We start from the raw sequence: 15,823 nt of genomic DNA, 5'->3' as shown, positions 1-15,823 counted from the left end.
CCCCGACCGCGACCCGACCAGCCGACCGAGGAGCACAGCAGCACCGTGAGCACTCAGGAGAACCCCGCCAACCCCGTGCCGGTGGACGCGTCCGCCGACACGGAGGGGTCGCTGGTGCCCGCTGCCAGGACCGGACCGGGCACGGTGGGCGCCGACGCGCCGGACGCGGAGACCGCCGCCGGCATGGGGCGGCTGGCGGCCACCGTGGCGCGGCTGCGGGACGAGATCCGGGCCGCCCAGGCGGCGGCGGACGGCCGGGCGCTGATCGAGCTGGCCAAGGGCGTGCTGATCGAGCGGCTGGGCTGCGGGCCCACCGCGGCGGGCCGCCAGCTCGCCGCGCTCGCCGAGGAGTCCGGCCTCTCCCAGCTGGAACTCGCGGCCGACATCGTCAACCAGGCCGCCCGCGACCACGTCACCGAGGTCGCCGCCGACTTCGTGCGGCGCGCGACCGCGGCCGGGGACGACGACCATGACGAGGACGCCGCGGACCAGGACGTCCTGGAGGCCGAGGACGCGGCGTCCGTCGCCGTCCGCCTGCGCACCGCCGAGAGCGGCGCGGCCGCCGCCGGGGACACCCAGGCGGTCGCCGAGTCGCTGCTCGAGCACGCCCTGACCCCGCTCGGCGCCACCGCGGTCGCCGTCTGGGCGGCCGGCGCCGACGCGTCGCTCTCCCTGGTCGGGCACGCCGGTTTCGCCGCCGACGAGGCGGGCCGCTGGCGGTACGTGCCGCCGGGCGTGTGCACGCTGGCCCGGCAGGCGCTCACCGACCGGCGCACCTTCCGCGCCGAGACCCAGCCGTCCTCCGCGATGCCGTCCATCGGCTGGTCGCAGAACCCGCGCGGCGGCCGGATCGCCGTCCCGGCCGGGACCGGCGGCCGGATCCACGGCATCCTGGAGATCTGCTGGCCCGGGCCCCTCGAGCAGCACCCCCCGCAGATCCTCCGCCAGATCGAGGCGCTCGCCGAGCTGTGCGCCCACACCCTCGAGGGCGGCCCCGGCGCCGCGGTCACCCCGCCGGTGGACACCTGGCGGGTCCCGCAGGACCTGTCCGAGCTGGTCGACCTCGCCGAGGGCCTCTACGACCCGGCGCTGGTCCTCACCCCCCATGTGTGGCCCGACGGCCGGCTCGCCGACTTCCGGATCCACCACGTCAACAGCTGCTTCACCGACCCCGCCGGACGGCCCCGCAGCGCGGTCGGCGGGACGCTGCTGCTCGAGTCGTACCCGCTGGCCATGGGGGAGAGCGGGCTCTTCGAGAAGATCGAACGGGTCTACGCGACCGGTGAGGCGTTCCGCTCCCGGGGGATGACCCTGACCACGCTGGTCGACCAGGTGCCGCTGGACACCACCGTCGACATCAGCGTCAGCCGGCACGGCGGCAGTGTGCTGCTCATCTGGCGCGTCGAGGACGACACGGCGCGGCTGGCGAACCTGCTCCAGCACGCGCAGCGCCTCGGCCGGATCGGCGGGTTCGAGGAGAACGTCCTCACCGGCGAGATCGTCTGGAACGACCAGCTCTTCGACCTGTACGGGCTGCCGCACCACACCCGCCCGGTGTCGCTGGAGGAGATGGCGGCACACGCCCACCCCGACGACGCCGTGGCCATCGGACGCTTCGTCCGCGCGGTCCTGCACCACCGCAGGGCCGCCTCGGCCGCTTTCCGCCTCCAGCGGCCCGACGGCATCACCCGCCACATCCGGGTGGTCGCCGAGCCCGTCCTCGACGAGGACAACCGGCTGCGCTCGGTCCGCGGCGCCTACCAGGACATCTCCGCCCAGCACTGGACCGAGGTGGCGCTGGCCGCCACCCGCGACCAGCTCGCCCACACCGAGCAGCAGGCCGCCGAACGCAACCGGCTCACCCTGCAGCTCCAGCACGCCATCATGCCGCCCAGCCACTCCGGGATGCAGAGCCCCGGCCTGCAGGTCGCGGTGCGCTACCGGCCCGCCGAGTCGGAGTCCATGGTCGGCGGCGACTGGTACGACGTGGTGGTGCTGCCCTCCAAGCAGGTCATGCTCTGCGTCGGCGACGTCGCCGGGCACGGCATAGAGGCCGCCACCAGCATGGTCGTGCTGCGCAACGCCATGCGCGGCCTCGCGGTGACCGGCGCCGGCCCCGGCCAGCTGCTGGCCTGGCTCAACATCGTCGCCCACTACCTCACCGAGCACGTCACGGCCACCGCCGTCTGCGGCCTGTACGACCCGGAGACCCGCACCCTGCGCTGGGCCCGGGCCGGACACCTGCCGCCGGTGCTGGTCCGCGGCGAGAAGGCGTCGCCACTCCAGCCGGCCGGCGGCATCCTGCTGGGCGCCCTCTCCGAGGCGACCTACGAGGAGGCCGAGCTCCAGCTCGACCCGGGCGACACGCTGCTGATGTACACCGACGGCCTGGTCGAGCGCCGCGACGAGTCCGTCCACGACTCCCTGAGCCGCCTGCTGTCCACCGCCCGCAAGCCGACCGCCGGCCTGGAGCAGCGGCTGGACGGCCTGCTCACGCACAGCAAGTCGGACACCGACGACGACACCTGCCTGATCGGCATCCGGGTGCTCTGAGCCCGTCCTCGACACGGCCGTGGGCCCCGGCTGTCCGAGCCGGGGCCCACGTCTGTGTGTTGCGGGGCAGGCGGCCCCGTCCGTGCGGGGTCAGCGGGCCGCCAGCAGGGTCAGGGACCCCAGGCCCGCCGCGCAGGCCAGCGTGGCGCAGGCGGCCGCCGCGTGCCGGCGCAGCAGGGCGCGGCGCAGCTCCCGGTAGCGGGCCTCGTACTCCTGGCGGAGCTGGTCGGCGCGTTCGGTGACCTCCCGCAGCATGCGGCGGCTGAGACCGAGGCGCAGCGGCACGTAGTGGCGGGCGAGGTCCTCCGCCTGCGCGGTCGTCAGCCACGGCATGCGCGCGCACAGCTCCCGCGCCTCCTGCCGGGCGCGCTCGCTGTGGGTGTGGGCGATCAGGTGGGCCTCCATCTCCACCGACGGCGGCACCTCGCGCCCGCCCGGCGTGCGCAGGCTCATGTCCGCCGCCCGCGGTGGCTCGCCGCGTCCAGGACGTCCCTCTTGCCGTCGTTCTCGTCCTCGTCGAACGACGCCAGGTCCGGGTGGTGCAGGTCGAAGGCGGGGGACTCGGAGCGGATCCGGGGCAGCGTCTCGAAGTTGTGCCGCGGCGGCGGGCAGGAGGTCGCCCACTCCAGGGAACGGCCGTAGCCCCAGGGGTCGTCCACCGCGATCCGCTCGCCGCGCTGCGCGGTGCGCCAGACGTTGTAGAGGAACGGCAGCGTCGACAGGCCCAGCAGGAAGGCGGCGATGGAGGAGACGGTGTTGAGGGCGGTGAAGCCGTCGGCGGCCAGGTAGTCGGCGTAGCGGCGCGGCATGCCCTCGGCGCCCAGCCAGTGCTGCACCAGGAACGTGCCGTGGAAGCCGACGAACAGCGTCCAGAAGTGCACCTTCTCCAGGCGGTGGTCGAGCATGGTGCCGGTCAGCTTCGGCCACCAGAAGCTGAATCCGCCGAACATCGCGAACACGATCGTGCCGAACAGCACGTAGTGGAAGTGGGCGATCACGAAGTAGCTGTCGGTGACGTGCCAGTCCAGCGGCGGCGAGCCGAGGACCACGCCGGTCAGCCCGCCGAACAGGAAGGTGACCAGGAAGCCCACCGACCACAGCATGGGCGGTTCGAAGGACAGCGAGCCCTTCCACATGGTGCCGATCCAGTTGAAGAACTTCACCCCGGTCGGAACCGCGATCAGGAAGGTCATGAAGGAGAAGAACGGCAGCAGCACACCGCCGGTCGCGAACATGTGGTGCGCCCACACGGCGACCGAGAGGCCGGTGATGGCGATGGTGGCGCCGACCAGGCCCATGTAGCCGAAGATCGGCTTGCGGGAGAAGACCGGGATGATCTCGCTGATCACGCCGAAGAACGGCAGCGCCAGGATGTAGACCTCGGGGTGCCCGAAGAACCAGAACAGGTGCTGCCACAGCAGTGCCCCGCCGTTCGCCGGGTCGTAGATGTGGGTGCCGAACCTGCGGTCCGCCTCCAGCGCGAACAGGGCGGCGGCCAGCACCGGGAAGGCCAGCAGCACCAGCACCGAGGTGAGCAGCACGTTCCAGGTGAAGATCGGCATCCGGAACATGGTCATGCCAGGCGCGCGCAGGCACAGGACCGTGGTGATGAAGTTGACCGCGCCGAGGATGGTGCCGAAGCCGGAGAGCGCCAGGCCCATGATCCACAGGTCGCCGCCGAGGTACCCGGTGTGCTCCCTGCCGCTGAGCGGGGTGTACGCCGTCCAGCCGAAGTCGGCGGCGCCGTTGGGGGTGAGGAAGCTGGTCAGCACGATCAGGCTGCCGAACAGGAACAGCCAGAACGAGAAGGCGTTCAGCCGGGGGAAGGCGACGTCGGGGGAACCGATCTGCAGCGGCATGATTGCGTTGGCGAACCCGGCGAAGGTCGGGGTGGCGAACAGCAGCAGCATCATCGTGCCGTGCATGGTGAACGCCTGGTTGTACTGCTCGTTGGAGATCAACTGCAGCCCCGGGCGCGCCAGTTCGGCACGGATCACCAGGGCCAGCAGGCCGGCGAGCAGGAAGAAGACGAACGAGGTGATCAGGTACAGGTTGCCGATCTTCTTGTGGTCGGTCGTCGTCAGCCACGAGACGATCACGCGTCCCGGTCCGCGGCCCTTCACGGGCACCGGGGCAACAGGTTCGGTATGGCTCGCCATCGGTCTCCTCGGTGCATGGCGATCGATGCGTTCGACGCCTGCGGCGGATGGAAGGGACCGGCGAACCGGGGGTCCCCGCCCTCCGCCTCACCGGTCCGGCCGAAGGTAGCCGTGACCTCTACCCGCCACGGCGCGTCACAGCCGTGCCGGGGAGCCGAACGGCCGGTCCGATCCACCCTTCCGGGCGATGGGCCGTGGGGGAGTTGGGGCGGCGGGCCGCGGGCCGGCGTCGGCGCGCGGCCCGGCGTCAGCGCTCGGCGACCGTGACGCCCAGCGCCTGGGCGAACGCCGGGGCCAGGTCGAGGAGCTGACCGTGGTCGACGACCGCCCCGCGCAGCGCCTCGACGCCGTCGGCGATGCCGAGCGACGCCGCGCCGCGCAGGTCCACCGTGGCGAGCCGGGCGCCGCGCAGCCGGACGCCGTCGAGGGTGGAACCGGGGAAGGAGACGTCGGTGAGCGTGGCCTCCCCGAAGTCCACGTCGCGCAGCAGGCAGTCCACGAAACGGACCTCCCGCAGCGCCGCCGACCGCCAGTTGACCGAGTCCAGCTTGCAGTGGGAGAAGGTCACCCGGCGCAGCGTGGAGCCGAAGGCCTGCGCCCCCGCCAGCATTCCGGAGACCAGCGAGACGTCCATCCAGGACGACTCGGCCAGGTCGGTGCCCACCCAGCGGGTGCTGTGGCACCACACGTCGGTGAACCGGGCCCGCCGCATCGCCCCGCCCTCGAACGCCACCGAGGTGAAGGCGCACTCCACGAACCGGGCGCCGCCCGCACGGGGCTCCAGGAACTCCCGCTCGTCGGCGTGGACGGTGTCGTACACGCCCTCGGTCTCCAGCTCCCCGCGCAAGGGCTCCAGGTACCCGGCGTACGGCAGGTCGCCGAGCTCTCGGGGGACGGCCGTCATGTGCACCTCGCAGACGTACGGGAGGGGCCGACTCTACCGGGACCGGCGCCCCGGGCCGGGAGGCAGGCGGCCGTCCGGCACCGTCCCCGGGATTGACGGGCGGGTTCCGGGCCACTCGCACGACGACACCGTCCGGCCGCGACCCCGCCTGCGAGGCCTCCCATGACCGCTTCCTCCGCATCCGCCGCCGAGCTGCCCTCCGTGGCGGAACTCGACACCGACGCACTGGGCGGGGAGGGCAGCGTCCTGGCGCGGCAGCGCCGTGACCACGACGCACTCGACCGGATGATGAACGCCTACGAGCGGGCGGCGGCCGGGGACCCGGAACGGGAGCGGCTGTGGCGGGACATCGTGCAGCTGACGTTCAGCCACGCGTTCGCCGAGGAGACCGTGCTGTGGCCGCTGCTGCGGCGGCTGGCCGTGGACGGCGAGGAACTCACCGCGGAGGTCGAGGAGGAGCACCAGGCGATCAACGAACTGGTGGCCCGTGTCGAGGAGGCCGGCCCGGACGACCCCCGGCGCGAGGGGTGGATCGCGGAGGCCTTCGCCCTGATCCGGCAGGACATCCGCGACGAGGAGGACGTCCTGCTGCCCCGTCTGCGGGCGGCGCTCGACGACCGGCGGCTGCGCCGGGTCGGCGCGGCCTGGGAGGCGGTGCGGCTGACCTCGCCCACCCGCCCCCACCCGGTGGTCCCGCGCCGCCCGCCCGGCAACGCCGTGCTCGGTGTTCCGCTCAGCGGCTACGACCGGCTGCGCGACCTCGGGGCCCGCCGCGGCGGCGCACTCGCCGGGGCGCTGCTGGCCGCCGCGGCGACGGCGGTCGTCCTGGCCCGGCGGGGCCTGGGGGCAGGGCGTTGAGCGCGCCCCCGCCCGGCCGGCGCCCCGGGTGCCGTTTCGAACCGGTCCTGCCTGGTACCCCACCGCCCACGGGGACGGACACCGAGCGCTGGGCCGGGAGGACCGGATGAGGAAGATCGTGTGGGGGCTGCCCGCCCTCGCCGCCGGGGTCGTGGCGGTGCGCAAGGCCCGGTGCCGGGGCCGGGAGGACCGCGAGGCGGAGGGGCGGGCGGGGAACCGGTGGCTGACCGTCACCGTCAACCTGCCGCCCGAGGAGGTCGGCCGGGGCGGTGCGCTCCCGCCGCCGCTGGACCGGTTCGCCGACCGGATCGACGTGAAGGTGACCCCGGCGCCCGGTGACCGCGGCACCGAGCTGGCCGTGCTGCTCAAGGACCCGCCCTCGCGCCTCGCGTCGTCCCTGCCGGGACGGCTGGCCGGCGAGGACCCGCGGCAGGAGCTCCGGGTCGCCCTGCGGGAGGCCAAGTCGCTGCTGGAGACGGGCGAGGTGATGCTGCCCGACACGCCGCCCACCACGCACGACACGCCGGGCGGGAAGGTGCTGGGACTGCTGAGCCGGAGGTCCGGCGGGGAAGGAGTGCTGTGAAGGCGCTGTGCTGGGAAGGCGTGAACGAGCTGGCCGTGGAGCAGGTCCCCGACCCGGAGCTGCGCAACGACCAGGACATGATCGTGCGGCTGCTGGCCGGCACCACCTGCGGGTCCGACCTGCACCTGATCGGCGGCTACATCCCCGCGATGCGGGCCGGCGACGTCATCGGGCACGAGTTCGTGGCCGAGGTCGTCGAGACCGGGCGGGGGGTGCGGCGCCACAGGCCGGGCGACCGGGTGGTGGTGTGCTCCTTCGTCGGCTGCGGCCGGTGCTGGTACTGCGCCAACGACCTGTGGTCGCTGTGCGACAACACCAACACCAACCCGGGCATCGGCCAGGCCCTCTTCGGCTACGAGACCGGCGGCATCTTCGGCTACTCGCACGCCATGGGCGGCCTGCGGGGCAGCCACGCCGAGTACGTGCGCGTGCCGTTCGCCGACCACGGGGCGTTCCCGGTGCCCGAGGAGGTCGACGACGTCAGCGCGCTGTTCGTCTCCGACTCGGTGCCCACCGGGTGGATGGGCGCCGACCTCGGCGGGGTGAAGCCGGGCGACGTGGTCGCCGTCTGGGGCTGCGGTGCGGTCGGGCAGATGGCCGCGCGGGCGGCCATCCTGATGGGCGCGGAACGGGTGATCTCCATCGACCGGATCCCCGAACGGCTCGCCATGACGGAGCGGTACATCGGGTCCGAGACCATCGACTACACCCGCACGGACGTCGCGGCGGAACTGCGGGAGCGGACCGGCGGGCGGGGACCGAACGTGTGCGTCGAGGCGGTGGGCCAGGAGGCGCACGGCGACGGGATCGCGCACGTGTACGACCAGGTCAAGCAGCAGCTGCGGCTTCAGACCGACCGGCCGACGGCGGTCCGGGAGGCGATCCACGCCTGCCGCAAGGGCGGCACGGTGTTCGTGCTCGGTGTCTTCGCCGGGGGCGTCGACAAGTTCCCGCTCGGCGCCGTCGTCAACAAGGGCCTGACGCTGCGCGGTGCGCAGATGCACGGGCAGCGGTACATCCCGATGCTGCTGGAGCGGGTCGCCGCGGGGGACATCAGCACGGCCCACCTGGCGACCCACACCTTCCCCCTGGACGAGGCCCCGCAGGCGTACGACCTGTTCAAGCACAAGAAGCAGGGCTGCGTCCGCTCCGTCATCCGCCCCTGAACCCCGGAGCCCGCGAGGGGCGGGTCAGTGCTGCGGGGCGGGGGCGAGTTCCCGGTGGCCCGCGGTGAGGACGCGGTGGGTGCGGGGGGTGCCGGGCGGGAGGGCCGCGGCGAGGAGGTCCAGCGTGGGGACGAGGCTCGCCGCGGGGACACCGCGGGCGGTCAGGACCTCCGCGGTCCAGGAGAGGAACTCGGTGAAGAGGGCGTCGTCGTCGACGTAGACCGCCGCCGCGAGGTGGTCCACGATGTGCGCGACGTCCTCCGCCGTGCGGTCCCGCTGCCCGTCCGAGTACGCCCGCATCGGCGGGAACCGCTCCTCCAGCCCGGCCAGCGCCGACCGCACCAGGTCCTGCCGCGCCCGCGACACGACCGCGTGCTCCTGGTCCGCCAGGTGCGGCAGGTCGTCGACGGGCCGGTGTCCCGGCCGCGGCAGGCTTCCGGCGAGGCCGGTCGCCAGCACCTCCGCCGCGCCCTGCGCGTTCGGCGCCCACCCGTCCGCGCCGAGCGCCCGCGCGTACCGCCCGTCCGTCCCGAACGCCCGGCCGCCGGCGAGCACCGGGAACCCGGCGTCCTGGCAGGCCGCCACCACCCGGTGCGCGGTGGGCAGATGGCGCGGCATCGAGCAGGACAGCGCCACCGCCCGCGGGGCGGAGGAGTGCAGCTCCGCGACCAGGTGCGCGGTCGGCACGTGGGCGCCGAGGAACCCGACCTCCCAGCCCCGCCGCCGCAGCACCTCCGCGACCAGCCGGGCCGGCAGCGCGTGCCACTCGCCGTCCACGCAGGCCACCGTGATCCGCCCGAGGTGCGGAGCGGGCGGCCGGTGCGCCGGGTGGTGGGCGAGCGCGGCCATCACCCGCTCGTTGACCGCGGTCGCCGTGTGCTCCTGGGCCACCGTGATCCGGTTCGCGGCCCACTCGGCCCCGATCCGCACCTGCACCGGCGCGATCAGCCCGAGGAGCGCGTCCTCCACGCTCAGACCGTCGTCGACCGCGTCGAGGACGACCGCGGACGCGGCGTACTCGTCGCCCTCCCGCAGCGCCTCCCACAGGCGCTCGTGGACCGCCAGGGGCACCTTCTCCCAGGGGGCCGGGGCCGCGCCCGGGTCCTCGGGGTGCTGCTGCGTCATGCTGTGGGGCCTTCCTGGGGCGATGTGCGGTGCGGGGCGCCGACGGCCACCACCGCGATGTCGTCATGATCGTTCCCGCAGAGCCAGTCGGCCACCAGCATGTGCACGTGAGCGGCCAGCGCGTCGACCGGCATGCCCGCGCACTCGGCCAGCGCCGCCTCCAGCCGCCGCTGCCCGAACATCTCGTTCCCCAGCGGCCCCCCGCGCGCCTCGGTGACGCCGTCGGTGAAGAACACGCAGGTCTCGCCCGGCTCCAGGACCACCTCGGCGGTGGTGGAGCTGATCTCGTGGACGGCGCCGACCAGCGTCCCCCGGGTGGGTGCCTCCTCCACCGCCCCCGAGCGGCGCACCACCATCGGCGGGGGATGACCCGCGCTGGTGACCCGCAGCCGCACCAGCGGGCCGTCGCGCACCACGGAGGCCAGGGCCAGGGTGGCGAAGCGCGGGTTGGCGGGGGTGAGCAGGGCGCCGTTGAGCAGGCCCAGCAGCCGCTGGTGGTCGTCGGCGAGCGGCAGCAGCGCCTGCAGGGTGTTGCGTATCTTGCCGGTGAGGACGGCGGCCTCCAGCCCCTTGCCGCACACGTCGCCCAGCACCACCAGCGTCTCGTCGCCGGCGCCGGAACCCGGATGGACGTCGTAGAAGTCGCCGCCCACCCACTCGCTCGCCCCCGAGGCCCGGTAGACGCCGGCGTACTCCACGCCGTGGACCGCCGACAGCCCGGGCGGCAGCAGGCCGCGCATCAGGGTGGCGGTGATCGCCGCCTGGTCGGCGTGCAGCCGGGCGGCGGAGAGGGCGGCGCCCGCCCGGCTGGCGAAGAGGCGGGCGAAGCCGGGGCCGGGACGGGCGTCGTCGGCGCCGTCGGAGGCGCCGGTGTCGAGCAGCAGCAGCGCCCCCGCGGGCATGCCCTGCCCCGGCAGGGGGGTGAGCGTGGCGCGGGTCACCGGCCCCGTCAGGGATTCCGGCACCGCCCAGTCGGGCAGCAGCGCGGGGTCGAGGGCGACGGTGGAGGGCGACGGCAGGCGCCCGAGCAGCGCCTCCTCCAGGCTCGGGACCGCCGCCGGTTCGGCACGCAGCAGCTGGTGGGTCGCCACGCCGTCCGGACCGCAGCGCGCCACCGGCAGACCCCGGCCGAGCACGGGGGCGACGACCACCGCGGCGTCGGCCAGGTGCTCGGCCGCCAGCCGTGCGGTGAGCTCCAGGCAGCGTTCGGGGTTGAGGGTGGCGAGCAGCGCGCCGGAGGCCTCGGCGAGCACGCCGGCGAGCCGCCGCTCCTCCGCCAGGAGGCGTTCGGCGGCGTGGCGCGCGGTGTCGTCCAGCAGCCACCAGCCGACGCCGCCGTCCGGGGCGAAGACCGGGTGCGCACGGAACCAGCGGTCGTCGACCGGACCGTGGCAGGTGGCCGGGGCGCCCTGTGACGCGGCGGCCCGGCAGGCCCGCTCGTGGGCCCTGACCAGCCAGGAAGGGGCGGCGTCGCGCAGCTGGACACCGGCCGCGGCGCGCGGCAGGAGCGCGGCGGCGGCCGGGTTGAGCGAGGTGACGACACCCATCGGGTCCGCGGTCAGAAGCGGGAAGGGGGCCGTGCGGGCCGCCTCCCGTTCGAACGCGGCGGCCGAGGGGTTGTCGTGAAGTGAGTACGAGGGGTCCATCACCGGCGTGACCGAAACACGCCGACCGCCCTTCTGAAGACATTGGTCCTACCACCTTCCCGCGCCGGGGCGTCGAGGAGCAAGTACGGGCCCGGATGTGTGCCGAGTCACGGCCGCGGCCTGGTCCGCTGCCAGCGGGGCCGGGCGTCCGGGCCGCGCCGCCCGGCCACCGAGGCGCACCGCGGGCACACCCGCCGGACCTGGTCCGCCGCCCCGCCGGACTCCGGGAAGGTGTCCTGCCAGAGCACCCCCGGGAAACGGGTCAGCTCCGAGCGGCTGATCGAGAGACCACAGACGGTCTGGTTGGTCCCCGGCTCCCAGGCGTGCACCTCGCCGGCCGGGAGCCGCCGCCCGTCCTCCTCGTCGGTCCACCGTCCGGACGCCGCCACGGCGTAGCGCCTGGGCCTGGCCATCGTCGTCCCGTCCCCTCGTCACGTGCCGGTCACCGAGATGCGGATGCCGCTGCGGGGCCGGGCCGGCATCCGGTGCAGGGAGATCCGCAGGTCCTGGTCGGGCACCCGGTGATCCAGCCGGGCCAGCCGCAGCGTCAGCGCCTCCAGCAGCGCGATGGTGATCGCCTCGCCGGGGCAGCGGTGGCCGTGCGCCGGGTCGCCACCGCCCTGCGGCACCAGCTCGTCGCGCTCCACCGGCCGCTCCAGGAACCGCTCCGGCCGGAAGACGTACGGGTCGCCCCACAGCTCCTCGTCGTGGTTCTGGCCGAAGAGGTCGAGCAGCACCATGCCGCCCTCCGGGATCCGCTCGCCGCCGTACGACACCCCCGCCGGGGCCTGTCCCCCGATCAGCGGCGCGAACGGGTAGAAGCGGCGCAGCTCGTGGACGAAGGCCGCCAGGTAGGCGGCGTCGTCCGTCCACAGCCGGTCCCGCACGTCGGGCCGGTGGTGCAGCAGGTGCCCGGCGAAGGCGACGAACCAGGTCACCGCGACCGTCGGGCGCAGCACGTTCAGCAGTTCCACGCCGGCGACCCGCGGCTCCAGCGGCAGGCCGTCCGCGTCGCGGTGCCGGGCGATCACCTCGAGCGCCGAGCCCTCCGGCGGGGCCAGCGCGTCGTCGCGGACCTCCTCGACGACGCCCGCCGCCCAGAACTCGCGCCGCGCGCGGGCCCGCCGGGCCCGCCAGTGCCGCGGACCCGCGGTGGCGAAGCCGTCCACCATGGCCACCAGGTCGCGGGCGAGGGGACGGACCTCGTCGTCCTTCAGCGGCACCCCGGCCCACCGGCACACGCCCTCGGCGAGGACCACGGCCGCCTCGTCGAACAGCACGATCTCGTCCCGTGCGGCCCAGCCGGGCACCGCCCGCTCCCAGGCGTCGGCGACCTGCTCGGTGAGGTCGGCGATCTGCCGCGGGTCGGTCAGCAGGGACAGGAACATCGCCTTGCGCACCCGGTGCGCCTCGCCGTCCAGGGTGTGCACGGCGCCCTTCCCGAAGAGCGTGCTCAGCACGGGCTCCGGCAGGGCGGGCCCGCGCACCACGTGACGCTCGTCGTACACGAACCGGACCGCCTCCGGGCCGCGCAGGGCCACGGTGGGGCGGCCCGCCAGCCGGGTGCGCAGCGGGGTCCCGTACTGCCGGACCAGCCCGGGGAGCCAGGTGTAGCCCTTGAGCAGGAGCGCGGCGGTGCGGTCGGCGAGCGGAGAGGGGTTGCTGGACATGGCGGGCGAGTGCCCTGGGGGCGGGCCGGAAAACTCCCTGCTCCGCCGGGTGGGTGAGCGCCGGACTGGCCCCGCCCGGTCCGGGCACCGGGCGCAGCACAGGCGGGAGCCGAAGGACGGAGTCCGCCGTGAGGAGGTGGTACGACGATGACCACGAACGACGCGCGCCCCGCCGGGGCCCGCACCCCGCTGCAACGGGCCGCCCAGGCGGTGGGCCTGGTGTTCGTCCTGGTGGGGCTGCTGGGCTTTGTGCCCGGCATCACCACGAACTACGGCGACCTGCAGTTCGCCTCGCACGGGTCGGGCGCCGAGCTCCTGGGCGTCTTCCAGGTGTCGATCCTGCACAACCTCGTGCACCTGCTCCTCGGCGTTCTCGGCCTGGCCCTGGCGCGGACCGCGCCCGCCGCCCGCGCCTACCTGATCGGCGGCGGCCTGGTCTACCTGGTGCTGTGGGTCTACGGGCTGGTCGTCGACCACCACAGCAGCGCCAACTTCGTGCCGCTGAACAACGCCGACAACTGGCTCCACCTCTTCCTGGGCCTCGGCATGATCGCCCTGGCCATGCTGCTGACCCGCGGCCGCGGCGGCGCGGGGACGCACCGGGCCACCGGCGGACGCGGCGACGGCGGGGCGAACCTGGCGCCCTGAGGGGTTGGCGCGCGCCCGGCGGGTGACTCGCCGGGGTGACACGTCCGGGCGACCACGAGGAGGCCCCCATGCCCGACCCCCAGGACCGCGACCAGGCCGACAGCCCGCTGGAGCAGGTGACCGGAGAGCGGGACGTCCACCCCGAGGAGGAGCGCGCCCGCCAGGACGACGAGCAGCCGTCCACCACGGACGAGGACGGCGGCGACCGACCCGCGCGCCCCTCGGGCGACGCACGAGGCCCCCGTCCCGTTCGGTGAGAACGGGACGGGGGCCTCGGTCGTGCGGGTGAAGCGGGGACCGTCGCGCCGGGTCAGCGGGCGGAGCCGCCGCCCGGCGTGCGGCGGCGACCCTGCGCGGGACGGCTGCGCCGGCCCCGGCGGGAGGCCGCGGAACGCGCGGCGGGAGCCGCCGCGGCCGGGGCCTGGATGACCACCGGCACGCCGGACGGGGCCTGGGCGCCGGTGATCCGGGTCAGCTCCGCCTCGCCCGAGCGGACCCTGGCGATCCGCGGCGTGATGCCGGCGTCCGCCATCAGCCGGTCCATCTCACGGCGCTGGCTGGGCAGCACCAGGGTGACGACCGTGCCGGACTCGCCGGCGCGGGCGGTGCGGCCGCCGCGGTGCAGGTAGTCCTTGTGGTCGGCCGGCGGGTCCACGTTGACGACCAGGTCCAGGTTGTCGACGTGGATGCCGCGCGCCGCCACGTTGGTGGCGACCAGCACGTTCACCAGGCCGTCCTTGAACTGCGCCAGCGTCCGGGTGCGCTGCGGCTGGGACTTGCCGCCGTGCAGCGCCGAGGCGCGCACGCCCACCGACAGCAGGTGCTTGGTGAGCCGGTCCACCGCGTGCTTGGTGTCCAGGAACATGATCACGCGACCGTCGCGGGCGGCGATCTCCGTGGTCGTGGCGTGCTTGTCCGCGTCGTGCACGTGCAGCACGTGGTGCTCCATCGTGGTGACCGCGCCCGCCGACGGGTCCACCGAGTGGACCACCGGGTCGTGCAGGTAGCGGCGCACCAGCAGGTCCACGTTGCGGTCCAGGGTCGCCGAGAACAGCATCCGCTGCCCGTCCGGGCGCACCTGGTCCAGCAGCGCGGTCACCTGCGGCATGAAGCCCATGTCGGTCATCTGGTCGGCCTCGTCGAGCACCGTGATCGACACGCGGTCCAGCCGCACGTCGCCCCGGTCGATGAGGTCCTTCAGCCGACCCGGAGTGGCCACCACGACCTCGGCGCCGCCGCGCAGGGCGCCCGCCTGGCGGCCGATCGACATGCCGCCGACGACCGTGGCGATGCGCATGCGCAGCGCCTGGGCGTACGGGGTGAGCGCGTCGGTGACCTGCTGCGCCAGCTCACGGGTGGGCACCAGGACCAGGCCCAGCGGCTGCTTGGACTCGGCGCGCTGCCCGGCCAGACGGGCCAGCAGCGCCAGCCCGAAGGCCAGCGTCTTGCCCGAGCCGGTCCGGCCGCGGCCCAGGACGTCACGCCCGGCCAGCGAGTTCGGCAGCGTGGCCGCCTGGATCGGGAACGGCGCGGTGACCTCCTGCGCGGTCAGCGCCGACAGCAGCGCCGCCGGCAGGTCCAGCGCGTCGAACGACTCCACGGCCGGCAGCGCCGGGGTGAGGGTGGCGGGCGGCGCGAACTCGCTGGAACGGGCCGGGGAGCCCGGGCGGCGCGTGCCGCCCTTGCGGGACGGGGCACCCTGACGGCCGGCCCCGGAGCCCTGCGAGCGGTACCGGCCGCCGCGCGAGCCGGAGCCCGAGCCGTCGGACGGGCGGCGGTCGGGACGCGAGCCGTTGGAGCGGGTGGTGCGGTTCAAGGCGGAACCTTCCTCGATGCGGCACACGTATCGAGGAATCCCCCGGGCGGGCGAGCGCCGTGCGGGTATTCGCAATACTTGAGCCGGTGGGTGGGCGAAACAGCGCCGGCCGGAGAAGGCGGCGGCTGCGCCGGAAGAATGAGCCGGACGTGTACGGGAGATGAATGTCCGTACCGAGTGCGTCCGGAAGGGGCGGCGGGGCGCCGCCCGGGCGTCCGCGCGGCAGGAACCGCACGGGAATGGGGCCCGCACTGCGTAGTGCGGGCCCCGGTCCGTCGAACGCGTCAGCGTCAGGCGGGAACGATGTTCTCGGCCTGCGGGCCCTTCTGGCCCTGCGTGACGTCGAAGTTCACCTTCTGGCCCTCCTGAAGCTCACGGAAGCCGGAGGTGGCGATGTTCGAGTAGTGGGCGAAGACGTCGGGGCCGCCGCCGTCCTGCTCGATGAAGCCAAAACCCTTTTCCGAGTTGAACCACTTCACGGTGCCAGATGCCATATTGAATCTCCTTCTGGGCATGCCCGGATCCACACCGCGTGGAACCGGAGTCGCTGCGATGATTTCCCGTCCGGAGATCCCCGGCAAGCGGTGAAACTGCCGAAAACAAAAAGAGTGCTCGTCGACGAAAGGGTCGGAAGAGCACTCGAAGCCTCTGGGAACCAAAACTGCAACTTCTGCGACCGTAGCACAGAAGAACCG

The 15,823-nt window shown here is 74.3% G+C and carries 15 protein-coding genes; 6 read left to right on the top strand and 9 right to left on the bottom strand.

The genetic code is table 11. From position 1 onward, the window contains the following. Nucleotides 1-183: 183 nt before the first annotated feature. Nucleotides 184-2,553 carry a SpoIIE family protein phosphatase gene (locus ACWD3O_RS10310; RefSeq protein ID WP_451415699.1) on the top strand — a complete coding sequence of 790 codons (2,370 nt, stop codon included), beginning with the start codon at nucleotides 184-186 and terminating at the stop codon, nucleotides 2,551-2,553. Between the two features lie 90 nt (nucleotides 2,554-2,643). Here the strand turns inward: ACWD3O_RS10310 and ACWD3O_RS10305 are convergent, their stop codons facing one another. The 3 genes from ACWD3O_RS10305 to ACWD3O_RS10295 all read right to left on the bottom strand — a co-directional run bounded on the left by ACWD3O_RS10305 (nucleotide 2,644) and on the right by ACWD3O_RS10295 (nucleotide 5,616). Then, on the bottom strand, nucleotides 2,644-3,006 hold the full coding sequence (locus ACWD3O_RS10305; protein WP_451415562.1) for a hypothetical protein: 363 nt from the start codon (nucleotides 3,004-3,006) through the stop codon (nucleotides 2,644-2,646). Continuing rightward, nucleotides 3,003-4,712, bottom strand: a complete 1,710-nt coding sequence (gene ctaD / locus ACWD3O_RS10300) for an aa3-type cytochrome oxidase subunit I (RefSeq protein WP_451409236.1) — start codon at nucleotides 4,710-4,712, stop codon at nucleotides 3,003-3,005. Before ctaD ends, ACWD3O_RS10305 begins: the two co-directional genes overlap by 4 nt. Before the next feature lie 247 nt (nucleotides 4,713-4,959). Beyond that, nucleotides 4,960-5,616 carry a pentapeptide repeat-containing protein gene (locus tag ACWD3O_RS10295; RefSeq protein WP_451415561.1) on the bottom strand — a complete coding sequence of 219 codons (657 nt, stop codon included), beginning with the start codon at nucleotides 5,614-5,616 and terminating at the stop codon, nucleotides 4,960-4,962. A gap of 162 nt (nucleotides 5,617-5,778) precedes the next feature. Between ACWD3O_RS10295 and ACWD3O_RS10290 the strand changes: the two genes are divergently transcribed. From ACWD3O_RS10290 to ACWD3O_RS10280, 3 genes are all read left to right on the top strand, one after another. Beyond that, a complete protein-coding gene (locus tag ACWD3O_RS10290) occupies nucleotides 5,779-6,474 on the top strand; it encodes a hemerythrin domain-containing protein (RefSeq protein WP_451415560.1) in 696 nt (231 codons plus the stop codon). 106 nt (nucleotides 6,475-6,580) lie between these two features. Further along, nucleotides 6,581-7,057 (top strand): hypothetical protein, encoded by a 477-nt coding sequence (locus tag ACWD3O_RS10285; protein ID WP_451415559.1) that lies wholly within the window; start codon nucleotides 6,581-6,583, stop codon nucleotides 7,055-7,057. Continuing rightward, on the top strand, nucleotides 7,054-8,223 hold the full coding sequence (locus ACWD3O_RS10280) for a zinc-dependent alcohol dehydrogenase (RefSeq protein WP_451415558.1): 1,170 nt from the start codon (nucleotides 7,054-7,056) through the stop codon (nucleotides 8,221-8,223). The genes ACWD3O_RS10285 and ACWD3O_RS10280 overlap by 4 nt, the downstream gene beginning before the upstream one ends. A 24-nt stretch (nucleotides 8,224-8,247) precedes the next feature. On the opposite strand, the gene ACWD3O_RS10275 is transcribed toward ACWD3O_RS10280, so the two are convergent. From ACWD3O_RS10275 to ACWD3O_RS10260, 4 genes are all read right to left on the bottom strand, one after another. Then, nucleotides 8,248-9,348, bottom strand: coding sequence for a cobalamin B12-binding domain-containing protein (locus ACWD3O_RS10275; RefSeq protein WP_451415557.1), 1,101 nt, complete (start codon nucleotides 9,346-9,348; stop codon nucleotides 8,248-8,250). Beyond that, complete coding sequence (locus ACWD3O_RS10270; RefSeq protein ID WP_451415698.1) at nucleotides 9,345-10,994, bottom strand: PP2C family protein-serine/threonine phosphatase; 1,650 nt, start codon at nucleotides 10,992-10,994, stop codon at nucleotides 9,345-9,347. The genes ACWD3O_RS10275 and ACWD3O_RS10270 overlap by 4 nt, the downstream gene beginning before the upstream one ends. 107 nt (nucleotides 10,995-11,101) lie before the next feature. After that, nucleotides 11,102-11,407 carry a hypothetical protein gene (locus ACWD3O_RS10265; RefSeq protein WP_451409242.1) on the bottom strand — a complete coding sequence of 102 codons (306 nt, stop codon included), beginning with the start codon at nucleotides 11,405-11,407 and terminating at the stop codon, nucleotides 11,102-11,104. Between the two features lie 18 nt (nucleotides 11,408-11,425). Then, nucleotides 11,426-12,664: a cytochrome P450 gene (locus tag ACWD3O_RS10260; protein ID WP_451415556.1), complete on the bottom strand. Its 1,239-nt coding sequence runs from the start codon at nucleotides 12,662-12,664 to the stop codon at nucleotides 11,426-11,428. 147 nt (nucleotides 12,665-12,811) lie between these two features. Between ACWD3O_RS10260 and ACWD3O_RS10255 the strand changes: the two genes are divergently transcribed. Further along, nucleotides 12,812-13,312, top strand: a complete 501-nt coding sequence (locus ACWD3O_RS10255) for a DUF4383 domain-containing protein (protein WP_451415555.1) — start codon at nucleotides 12,812-12,814, stop codon at nucleotides 13,310-13,312. A 68-nt stretch (nucleotides 13,313-13,380) separates the two neighbouring features. After that, complete coding sequence (locus ACWD3O_RS10250) at nucleotides 13,381-13,569, top strand: hypothetical protein (RefSeq protein WP_451415554.1); 189 nt, start codon at nucleotides 13,381-13,383, stop codon at nucleotides 13,567-13,569. Between the two features lie 53 nt (nucleotides 13,570-13,622). Here the strand turns inward: ACWD3O_RS10250 and ACWD3O_RS10245 are convergent, their stop codons facing one another. After that, complete coding sequence (locus ACWD3O_RS10245) at nucleotides 13,623-15,128, bottom strand: DEAD/DEAH box helicase (RefSeq protein WP_451415553.1); 1,506 nt, start codon at nucleotides 15,126-15,128, stop codon at nucleotides 13,623-13,625. 290 nt (nucleotides 15,129-15,418) lie between these two features. After that, a complete protein-coding gene (locus tag ACWD3O_RS10240) occupies nucleotides 15,419-15,622 on the bottom strand; it encodes a cold-shock protein (RefSeq protein WP_108952184.1) in 204 nt (67 codons plus the stop codon). Nucleotides 15,623-15,823: the final 201 nt, after the last annotated feature.

The sequence above is a fragment of the Streptomyces sp. NPDC002640 genome (assembly GCF_053592575.1).
Note: the sequence above shows the minus strand (reverse complement) of the source record. Positions and strands in the feature narration are given on the sequence as shown.